At 65.9% G+C, this 9,513-nt stretch carries 11 protein-coding genes; 8 read left to right on the forward strand and 3 right to left on the reverse strand.

The annotated features are described in order from the left end of the window. A partial coding sequence (locus tag ACFWW9_RS24170) for a tetratricopeptide repeat protein (RefSeq protein ID WP_390382030.1) occupies window positions 1-557 on the forward strand: 557 nt, incomplete at its 5' end. A gap of 281 nt (window positions 558-838) precedes the next feature. Here ACFWW9_RS24170 and ACFWW9_RS24175 read toward each other — a convergent pair. The 3 genes from ACFWW9_RS24175 to ACFWW9_RS24185 all read right to left on the reverse strand — a co-directional run bounded on the left by ACFWW9_RS24175 (window position 839) and on the right by ACFWW9_RS24185 (window position 3,816). Then, window positions 839-2,188, reverse strand: a complete 1,350-nt coding sequence (locus ACFWW9_RS24175; RefSeq protein WP_390382033.1) for an IS110 family transposase — start codon at window positions 2,186-2,188, stop codon at window positions 839-841. Between the two features lie 180 nt (window positions 2,189-2,368). After that, a complete protein-coding gene (locus tag ACFWW9_RS24180) occupies window positions 2,369-2,863 on the reverse strand; it encodes a DUF4231 domain-containing protein (RefSeq protein ID WP_390382036.1) in 495 nt (164 codons plus the stop codon). 167 nt (window positions 2,864-3,030) lie between these two features. Continuing rightward, the gene (locus ACFWW9_RS24185) at window positions 3,031-3,816 is read right to left on the reverse strand and encodes a DinB family protein (protein WP_390382039.1); all 786 of its coding nucleotides are present in this window, start codon (window positions 3,814-3,816) and stop codon (window positions 3,031-3,033) included. Window positions 3,817-4,102: 286 nt separating this feature from the next. Here ACFWW9_RS24185 and ACFWW9_RS24190 point away from each other — a divergent pair, with 286 nt between their 5' ends. The 7 genes from ACFWW9_RS24190 (at window position 4,103) to ACFWW9_RS24220 (ending at window position 8,690) form a co-directional block, all read left to right on the forward strand. Continuing rightward, window positions 4,103-4,447 carry a hypothetical protein gene (locus ACFWW9_RS24190; protein WP_390382042.1) on the forward strand — a complete coding sequence of 115 codons (345 nt, stop codon included), beginning with the start codon at window positions 4,103-4,105 and terminating at the stop codon, window positions 4,445-4,447. A 57-nt stretch (window positions 4,448-4,504) separates the two neighbouring features. Then, on the forward strand, window positions 4,505-4,648 hold the full coding sequence (locus ACFWW9_RS24195; protein WP_390382045.1) for a hypothetical protein: 144 nt from the start codon (window positions 4,505-4,507) through the stop codon (window positions 4,646-4,648). A 336-nt stretch (window positions 4,649-4,984) separates the two neighbouring features. Further along, entirely contained in the window at window positions 4,985-5,248 is a 264-nt protein-coding gene (locus ACFWW9_RS24200) for a hypothetical protein (protein WP_390382048.1), read from the forward strand. A 641-nt stretch (window positions 5,249-5,889) separates the two neighbouring features. Then, window positions 5,890-6,717: a hypothetical protein gene (locus ACFWW9_RS24205; protein ID WP_390382051.1), complete on the forward strand. Its 828-nt coding sequence runs from the start codon at window positions 5,890-5,892 to the stop codon at window positions 6,715-6,717. A 178-nt stretch (window positions 6,718-6,895) separates the two neighbouring features. Further along, a complete protein-coding gene (locus tag ACFWW9_RS24210) occupies window positions 6,896-7,336 on the forward strand; it encodes a DUF2690 domain-containing protein (RefSeq protein ID WP_390382053.1) in 441 nt (146 codons plus the stop codon). 112 nt (window positions 7,337-7,448) lie between these two features. Beyond that, window positions 7,449-8,051, forward strand: a complete 603-nt coding sequence (locus tag ACFWW9_RS24215; RefSeq protein WP_390382116.1) for a transposase — start codon at window positions 7,449-7,451, stop codon at window positions 8,049-8,051. A gap of 111 nt (window positions 8,052-8,162) precedes the next feature. Then, complete coding sequence (locus ACFWW9_RS24220) at window positions 8,163-8,690, forward strand: GNAT family N-acetyltransferase (protein ID WP_390382119.1); 528 nt, start codon at window positions 8,163-8,165, stop codon at window positions 8,688-8,690. Window positions 8,691-9,513: the final 823 nt, after the last annotated feature.

Raw genomic sequence — 9,513 nt, forward strand, 5'->3', positions numbered from 1 at the left:
ACCGAGCGGCACGCGAACTCGACGAGGACACCCTGACCCGCTATCGCCGCGTACTCGGTGACGACCACCCCGACACCCTCAGCTCCGCCAACAACCTCGCCATCCGCCTGTCGGAGTTGGGTGAGCACCAAACCGCACGCGAACTCGACGAGGACACCCTGACCCGACGACGCCGCATACTCGGCGACGACCACCCCGACACCCTCGCCTCCGCCAACAACCTCGCCATCGACCTGTCGGAGTTGGGTGAGCACCAAACCGCACGCGAACTCCACGAGGACACCCTGACCCGACGACGCCGCATACTCGGCGACGACCACCCCGACACCCTCGCCTCCGCCAACAACCTCGCCAACCGCCTATCGGAGTTGGGTGAGCACCAAGCCGCATGCGAACTCCACGAGGACACCCTGACCCGACGACGCCGCATACTCGGCGACGACCACCCCCGCACTCTGCGCACAGCGCGCAGCCTCGTCGCGGTCCTGCGTGACCTCGACCAACACGCCCAAGCGGATGCCCTACAGGCATGGATCGACGACACCGCCAAATCCTGACCACGCGACCACCTGCGAACCAGCAGGTACCGCGCGAGCATCCTCGTTTGCGCCACCGCGAACATCCGCTCATCAGCGTAAGTCGTTTTGTGTCAAGGGGTTAGTCAGTGATCAAGGATTGTCATCGTTCCCTGCATAGCGGCATGGGGTTGGACCCGGCAGCGCGTAATCGGGTTGGTGACGACGGACAGGGCTGCCCATGATGAGCGTCGAGATCACCCGAAGGTGCCTCCATGCCGCGTGAGGCTCGCCCAGCCCTGCTGGTGGCGCGGTCGCGCGGGTCAGGCCGCGGTGACCGCGGCGGCCGGTGTGACGCCGTGGGTGGCGATGTCGGGATCCCAGCCCCGGCCGGTGGTGATGACGGCGTGCAGGTGCCGCAGGATCGTCGCGGCGATGGCCGCCTGAGCCTGTGTCGGGGTGAGCCGGTTGGTCTCGCGTCCGGTCAGGTGCTGATAACGAGCGGCGTAGACCGGGTTGGCGCGTTGGGCGCCCCAGACCGCCCGCCATGCCGCCAAACGCAACCGCGGACGGCCCTGGCCGGTGAGTTTCGTGCGGCCGGTGAACGTCCCGGAGGATTTCTCCCGTGGTGCCAGACCGGCGTGTTTGACCAACGCCCGCGCCGAGGCGAAGCGGGTCGGGTCACCGGTCTCAGCCAGGATCGCCGCGGCTCCGAGCACCGACAGGCCGGTGATCGAGTCGACCAGCGCGGTCAGACCGAGCTCGTCCACGACACCGGTCATCAGCGACTCGACCTCGGCCAGACTCGCCCCGGCGTGGTCTCGGTCAACCAGCAGGAACCGCACTCGTTCCAGCGCTCCGCGGCGGTGCTCGATCACGCTGGCGGGGTCGGTCAGGGCGGTGAACAGGGCGCGGGCGATCCGCAGTGAGGGCTTGAGCCCGCCTCGCCGGGCGACCTCACGTCGTACGGCCCGTTCGAACCGGTCCGCCCCCAGGCGGCGGGTCCGGTCCAAGTCGCCGCCGTCGCGGTGGCAGACGACGGTCAGGGCCGCGAGCCAGGTGCGGGACCGGAACGGCTGCTTCGCGGTGTCCAACGCCGCAGGCCACACGCATTCCAACAGCGATCGCATCTGCTGAACCTGGGCGGTCATCGCGACGATCAACTGATCCCGGCGGGTGCCCAGGTGCCGAAGCCGTCCCCAGGTCTCGTCGACGGGTTCGGGGATATAGCAGCGTAGTTGCGCGGTCAGCCTGGCAATGAGTACTGCGTCCTTCTCGTCGGTCTTGTCGAAGGTCAGGTCTTCCGCGCGCCGCGACCAGGAGCTGATCATGAGTTGGACGCACACGAACGGCATGCTGCGGTCGGCGGCGAGTCGCCCGAGGACCCGCCACCGGTGTCCGGTCGGCTCGCATGCGACCGTCACCCCGACGAATCCGGCCGCCGACGCTTGCCGTGCGGCCCAGTCCAGTGCTGTCCCGAGGTTCCAGGCGCGGCACCGGAAAGTCTTGCGCGCCAATACTTTTGAGTCGTGGTCAGTTACCACGACCATTTGTTTGGTGTCGGCCAGGTCGATCCCGATGATCGCGTTGTCGACCGAGACCAGGGCGCGCAGGCGAGTCAGCCGGGCGTTGCGGTTGCGATCACCACGGGAAATACCGCTACCTTTGGCCATGAACGTCCTCTTCCTGCGATGGGACACCAAGCCCGACAGCGCATCAGGAGGACGTTCCCACGTCCAGACAAATACGCAGAACGTCTGTCTATGCCGCTGGTCGCATGGTCATTGCTCGCCAACGTCTCCGCTGGCGTGATACTCCGCCCGCATCGAACGATGGTTCCGATGGTCGAGGGATCATTTGGATGTGGGTGGTTGTGCTGTGGAGGTGAGGCTGCGGCGTTCGGCTTCCCAGGCCCGGCCTTCGGCCTCGGTGATCTCTTCGACGTTCTTGACCAGGATCTGAGAACCAGCGGTGGTATCATAGGGAGGTAGTCGGTGCTTGTAGTAGGTGATCTCCCGCTCGATCGCGTAACGGGTGCGACTGCGGGAGATCCAGTTCTCCTGCCACCGATAGGTGGCACGGATTCCGCCGACGATGACCGCCGCCGTGCCTAGTAGTGCGCCGATGACGGGTTGATCGACGGTCAGGGTAACCGCCGGGGCCAGCGCGGCGAGCGCGAGGTTGAGTACCTCCGACCGGTGCGACAGACCACAAGCTCTCTTCGATGTCCTTCGGTACCAGTGCCACTTCTCCAGCACGGAGTCCGGTATCGCGGGCTCCTCGGTAGCGGTGTCACTGATCCAATGCGAATCCTCGAGGGTCACTCGTTTTTGCAGGGCATCGGTCACGACACGACCACCTCCTGCACTGACATCGATCCCGCGACCATCAGCGTTTCGGCGGCAATGCCCTGACATGCAGCCCATCCGTGCTCGCCAGCGTCCGCATCTGCCGATGAGCGTGCGGTCATTCGCGGCTACACCGCGTCGCCACTTGGTCGGAGTCCACGCGGGAACTACTGCCGTTCAGGCACACCTGCCTCGAGTACCGCTAGGTCGCGCACCGCGTACCGGTGGTGCTCGGCTTCTTCCTTCAGCACGACTTTGAGGCAGCGGCGCACGACGTACTCCTGCTCGGGATACATGTCCGCTGGTTTGCGGCCGCACACCCGGTCGAGTTCGTCCGCGGTGAGCCCGTCGACGACACGCCGCATCGTGGCCATGCGGGCGAGCCGTGGCGCCAGCGCCTCCTCGAGCGTCGGGGTGGCTTCGAGAGTGAGGCCGAGCTTCGCCGCCTCCTCTGGCGGCGTCCCCCCGGTGGGAAAGCCCAACGGGTGGTAGGGCGTTTCCTCCTCGAGCACGGCGTTGCCGAGCCAGGCATCGCAGGCGAACAGCAGATGCCGTTGCGTCTCGACGAACGACCACTCACCGTCGACCTGCTCGTGCAGTGTGGCCCCAGGCAACTGCCTCGCCCGGTCGAGCGTCGCGTCCCACAGGGTCTCGATGGCGTCCCAAGCAGACCGGTAGTCCTCGGGGGAAGCCACCTCCCGCGCCAGCACCCGCGCGGGGTGCCGGCGATCGAGCTCAGCCTCGACGTAGGCGGTCACGTCGACGTCGTTGACGACGAGGCGCTCGAAGTAGCCACCGAGGTAGACGTCGCTGCCGTAGCAGTCGACGATCTTCAGACCACTCACCTCGCAATCGCGGATCTCGAGACCATCGAGGTTGCTGAGGTGGATACGAGCGCCGCGAAATTGGTCGGTCTGGGCGTATTCGGAAACCATCGGCGCATTCTCGCTCACTCATCACGCCCGCGCCAGGTTCGGCCATGGTCTGAAGCGGGCCCGCCACGGAAGGTGAAGTACGGCGTCGAGATCGTGGCCACGGTGGCGTCATGAGGTGCGGCGCCGCTCACTCCCGCACACCGGCCCGGCTTCATACGCGCGACGCAGTTCCGACAACAAGGAAATGACCACTGACACGGCTAGCGGTCGCAACGCGATGCCCGGCCTGATGCGCAAAGCTGATGAGCAGGCCACAGTCTGCGGGATAGCGTGTCTCAGTGCCTGACGAGGAACTGCTGCGTCGATGGGAGCACGCTGGCCGGACTGCCCGCTCATCGGCCACGAGCTGCGCTGCGAGCGGGATCGGTGGGTACGTTTCCACAGCCTGCCGGAGTCCAAGCGCTACCCGGACACCGAGGACGAGTGGACGATCGTGCTGGACCGCTACAACACCGTGCTGGACGAATTGTTCACAGGCCTTGACGTCTACGTCGCCACCTCGGACTGGTCCGACACCCCGGTGCCGCCTGAACGCCCGCACGAACAGACGCGGTGGCACCCAGACGCACATCACTGGACCTCGATCCGCACAGATCCGGACCCGGACGATCCGATCTGCACGCACGTGTACGTCAGCCGGATCCCGTAGGAACGTGGTCGCATCAACGCGCTGCTGCGTGCTGTCGCCGACAACGTCACCGATGGAGTGCTGATCACCGACGCCGATCTGCAACGGACCTACCACCCCTACGACGGCGGCGCCGACGTCATCCTCTCTACGAACAGCGAACGCGACCAACTGCGCTCACGGCACAGCGACTGGCTTTCCGCACACCCATCAGGGCTGTAAGAACCGATGACTGATCGCCGCAAGGCCGTCGGCGCCGCTCATGCCGCGAGCCGGGCGTGAGGTCGGAGTGCTTGACCAGGGCGCAGGTCGGATCGGCCAGGAGACGCCGCACCTGTTCCAGCGGGTGTACGGGGCGATCGCGCTGTTCACCGCGGTGGTGGGGTCTCATCGATGCGGCTTGCCAAGTGCGTCGCCCTGCGCGAGCGTCCTGCCGATGCCGATGCCGATGCCGTCGACGTAGGTGCCTGGCGTGTCACCATTGACCCCCGGTTGATCGAGAAAGAGTCGCCGTGACGAACCAGCCAAACCTGAACGCGTGACGTTTCCTCGCGTTCGGTGCGGTCGTGGGGCGACGCGGTCCTCACGCTGGCCACGGCCGCCGAATACGGGCTGATGGGTGTCCTTGTGGTTCCGCACGTGGCCCGGTGGTACGCGAAGGTCAGCGCCGCCCGGCTGGCTCCACCAGTGAAGTCGCTCGCCGAACGACTCGCCGAGGTCACGGCAACACGAGCGGCCGCGTTGGAGGCGCGCGGCATCGAGCTGCAGCGCATCGGACGCAGCCTGCACGACGGCACCCAGACCGCCTTGTTGTGGTGGTGATGCAACTGGGACTGGTGGAACGAGCCCTGACGCGCGATCCTGCCGCGGCGGTGGGGGCGGCGGCCTTGTGCCTGCCGAAAACCTCATCCATGCAGGTGACAGAAAATCCACAGAGCCCTATCCGCGAATGCAGTCACGATCATGACGCGGCGAATGAGCACGGCACGATGACCAGCCATGCTGCTTCGACTGGCCTACCTGAGCGTGACCAACACGGTCGCCCTACCGCGCCTGCTACCCAGAAGTGACCACGACAACAAGCTGGAAATAGCTGCCTCTTGCCGCTCTGCGCTCCAACCCCATCTTTTGGACGAACTCGACGCTGACTGTCTAACGGGATGTCCACGGCCAACTGCTGTTCCGCTCAGTCGCTTCCCGGCTCGCATTGGCGGCGACCTGGTTATGGGTTCGCCGAGACTCTTCAGTGGATGAGGATTCACCCAACTCGACAGACGAACGATCTTTGGCTTTCGATCGAAATTGGCGCATTTCTGCGGTTTCGAGATCTCCTCATGGGGACGATGGATACCGATACCCCATGGGGCGTCGCCGCCAGCAGTGGTAGCTACCACCATTGGCGGAGTGACACCGCTCATCTCCCACACCTACGGTGCGGTCAGCCGGGGTGAGGGGCAGAAGCAGTGGTCGAGGCGAATGACTCCGATTCAGAGATGCGGTTTTGCGCAGAGTTCGCATCACTGCTGCGGCAGCGCGGGGTATCGGTGCGAACCGCCGCAGCAAAGACGCACTGGGGCAAGAGCACGATCGCCAATGCCGGACGAGGACCGGGGCTGCCGAATCGGGCGTTGGTCGTGGATGTGCTCAAGGCTGTTGATGTTCCAGCAGAAGCCGTTCAGGCATGGCTGGAGCGATATGACGCCTTGGCCCTGCTCCGGAGCTTCGACACCGCCGAGCGGGTCGACGTCTCCGAACTTCAGAATCCGGTGACCTCGACAGCACGTCGACTGCGTCCGCGTCGCCACCTCCTCGTGTGGATCATCGGCGCGGTCGTGCTCGGTGCCATCACCGTGACGGTGGTGGCAACGGTCTTGGCCGACGCGGATTCCGGCACCGACCACCAGACGCCGGATTCTGCTACTGCGCTCCAGGGGCGTCCGCACGCCACGGTGGTGGTGCAGAACAAGGTCGCCATCGGTGCGGCCGAACTCGTGGAGGACGACTCTCCCTCCTACCTGTCCGAGCGACCCGTACGACGGTGCGCGAACACCGGTTGCAAGCTCGACGGCACCGATCTGGGCACGGGCGACACAATCACAGCCGTCTGCCACCTACAGGGAGATCTACTCACCAACGCCGACGTCTCGAGCCCCGGCATCAAGCAGAACCCGAACGTCGCGGCGTCCGCCCTGTGGTACGAGGTGATCTGGCCCGACGGCCGGCGCGGCTACATCTCCGAGGTGTACCTCGCTCCCGCTTACCGCGGTGGCCTGACACTTCCACCCTGCTGACAGGCCCACCGGAAACTCGCAGGTCAAGGCTGTCCAGGACAACTGCGCGCTGTCCAGGACACCGGGGCGGACAGTCGATCCCTGGACCACCGGGTGCCAGCGTGGCGAGTCTGGGAAAGCGGTCGTCCGACCACGGTCGAAGCAAGGCGACGCGACCATCCAGACTAAGGAGCCATCCTTGATCAAGACACCTCGGCGCCGACGGCACGCGCTCAGCGTGCTCGTGCTGGCCGTGCTCAGCCTGTTGTTGTCGGTAGTTCCGGCGAACGCGGCCGCGTCGGCCGATCCCAACCCGCAGACCAGCGGTTGCGCTTCCAGCATGTCCCGCCAAGCCTCCATCGACGTGAACGATGGTGGGCAGCGGGTCGCCACCGTTCACCTGCGCTACAGCCGTAGCTGCGGCACCCAGTGGGTGAGCGTGTACTTCCTGCCGGGTTACTCTGCCGCGCCGTCGGTGTGGCTGCAGAACGCGGGCGGCAACCTCTACACCGCCTACTCCGACGGCGGTTCGGCCTACACCTACCAGCTGTTCAACATGGCCAACCGGTCCGGCTGCGGTGGTGCGCACATCTACCACAACGGTGTCCATGTGACCTGGGCCTACGTCGGCTGCTTCTGATGAGCGCTTAACAGCGAGCACCTGCGTGGGTCCCGGAGCGCGTCCGGGACCCACGCGTCGGCCACTGTGACAGAGAACTGCCGATACGCAGGCCGGTCTGCAGGGCGCGCTCCTGCGCAAGAAATGGCGGACACTCTCGACCAGACAGGATCCGCGGGCCGCACCGGCGCCCGATCGGGTCAACTGTGACTTCACCGCACCCGCTCCGGACCGGTTGTGGGTCGCCGACGCCACCCGCATCGCCACCGGCGAGGGCGTGTTCTGGCTCGCCGCCGTGCGTGACGCGTTCTCCAACCGGATCGTGGGCCGGAAGAGCGGCGATCGCTGCGACACCGATCTGGTCCTGGGCGCTCTGGACTACGCGATCTGGTCCCGAAACGTGTGCGACGGGAAGCTGATCCACCACAGCGATCGCGGATCGACCTATACCTCGATTCGCTTCTCGGAACGGTTGGCGGACAACCGGATCCTGCCCTCGATGGGGTCGGTCAACGATTCCTACGATAACGCCCTGATGGAGAACTTCTTCTCCACGCTGAAAATCGAACTCGTCTACCGGAACTCCTGGCGCACCCGTGACCAGGCCGAGAACGCGCTGTTCGCCGATCTCGACGGTTCTACAACACCGAACGCATCCAGAAGGACCTCGGCTGGCTCAGCCCGGGCAAGTAAGAAGCCGCCGCCTGGCACGCCGCCCAGACAGAACCCACTATGATCCGGGCATCACCGAACGCAGCCAGATAACAACCGCCTCGGGTTATCGGGGAAACCTCAACTGCTACCGGCACATCGTGACCCTATGATGCGCCGGTAGCTGACCACGTCGCTGGCTGACGAGGCCGATGCCATGCAGTGGCTGGGCGCGCAGGCCGCCGGCTGGGCCTCCTCGACGTGGTTCAGTTTCGCCATGGTGGCCGATGACGACGACCCGCCCATCGGCCACGTGGTGGTGAAGGTCGGGATCGCCGGTGTGGCAGAGGTCGGCACCTGGACCACGGCCACGGTCCGGAGTCACGGTATCGCCAGCCGTGCTCTGGATACCGCGTCGTTCTGGGCACTGGGCACGCAGAACCTGACCCGCTTGGACTTGCTGCACGCGAAGGACAACCGAGCCTCCTGCCGGGTGGCGGAGAAGTGCGGCTATGTCCTATACAACCTGCTTCCGTCCGCACCTCCGCTTTCCCGAACAGCGGACACCGGCATCTGCACACCACTTCGAGGAACTAACGTGCCACGACACGTTCGGGCGTCGGGTAGGTGCGCATGCGCACTGCTGCTGCCAACCATGCGCGTCGACGTCCGCTACTGCCGAAAGCGAACTCTCGACCGGGTGAACTTGTTTTGTTATGCGTGAGGACGGCTTCACTGTGCCGTTGAGCAAGGAGGCCTGCCTTCCGGGATGAGCGGGATGAGGTCGGGTCGGCCTTGGAGCAGATACGTCACAGTCCACCCGGTGTCGCGGTCAAGAGGTCCGGTGCGGTCCAAGCCGAGCGCGGTCGCCAGAAAGCGGCCACGGCCACGTAGAGCCAGCCCCAGCCAGCGAGCGCGGCCGCCCGGCTGAATCAATGCCGGCTCGCTGGCCAGTTTCAGTCCCGAGATGCTTTGGTTCGCTGAAGGGTGAGGGCTGCCAGCCGGCGTTGGACGCGAGCTACTTGTGCCAGCGCTCGTTCGAAGCGCCGCGGCCGAAGACATCGAGCTGCCTGTTGGCATGTTGGAGCACGACCGATTCACTCGCCAGGCCGCCACCGAGCCGCTCGAAGCCTCCGAACGGCGCTGTGAGGGCTGCCAGCCGTACCCGGCCCGCGTCAGGGAACCCAGCCAACCCGAGCTGGCAGCGCACGACACTAGGAGCCGCCAGCGTCCGCTCTGCGGCATGACCGCGTGGTGGTGGCTCAGGTAGCTGAGGCCAGGTAAGACTTCCGGCACCCGACGTCGAAGACAAACGCAACCAGCGGTACGTAGGCGGGCAGCGGATCTGCCTGGAAATGTGCGCCCCGACCAACCGCGCAAGCCCGGTGGTCGACAACAACGACGTGACCAGACCTGTGCCGAGGTAAACCCAGGTGGGGGGTGGCCAAGCCCGGGTGGGGGTGGGCCCCCCCGGGGCGCATGGGGGCCGGGGGGGCGCCCCGCCCGGGGGTTGGGGGGGGGGCCCGTCCCACCACAGGGGTTTTTTT

Origin of the sequence: Umezawaea sp. NPDC059074 (assembly GCF_042738955.1) — a bacterium.
In the GTDB taxonomy this organism is placed as follows: domain Bacteria; phylum Actinomycetota; class Actinomycetes; order Mycobacteriales; family Pseudonocardiaceae; genus Umezawaea.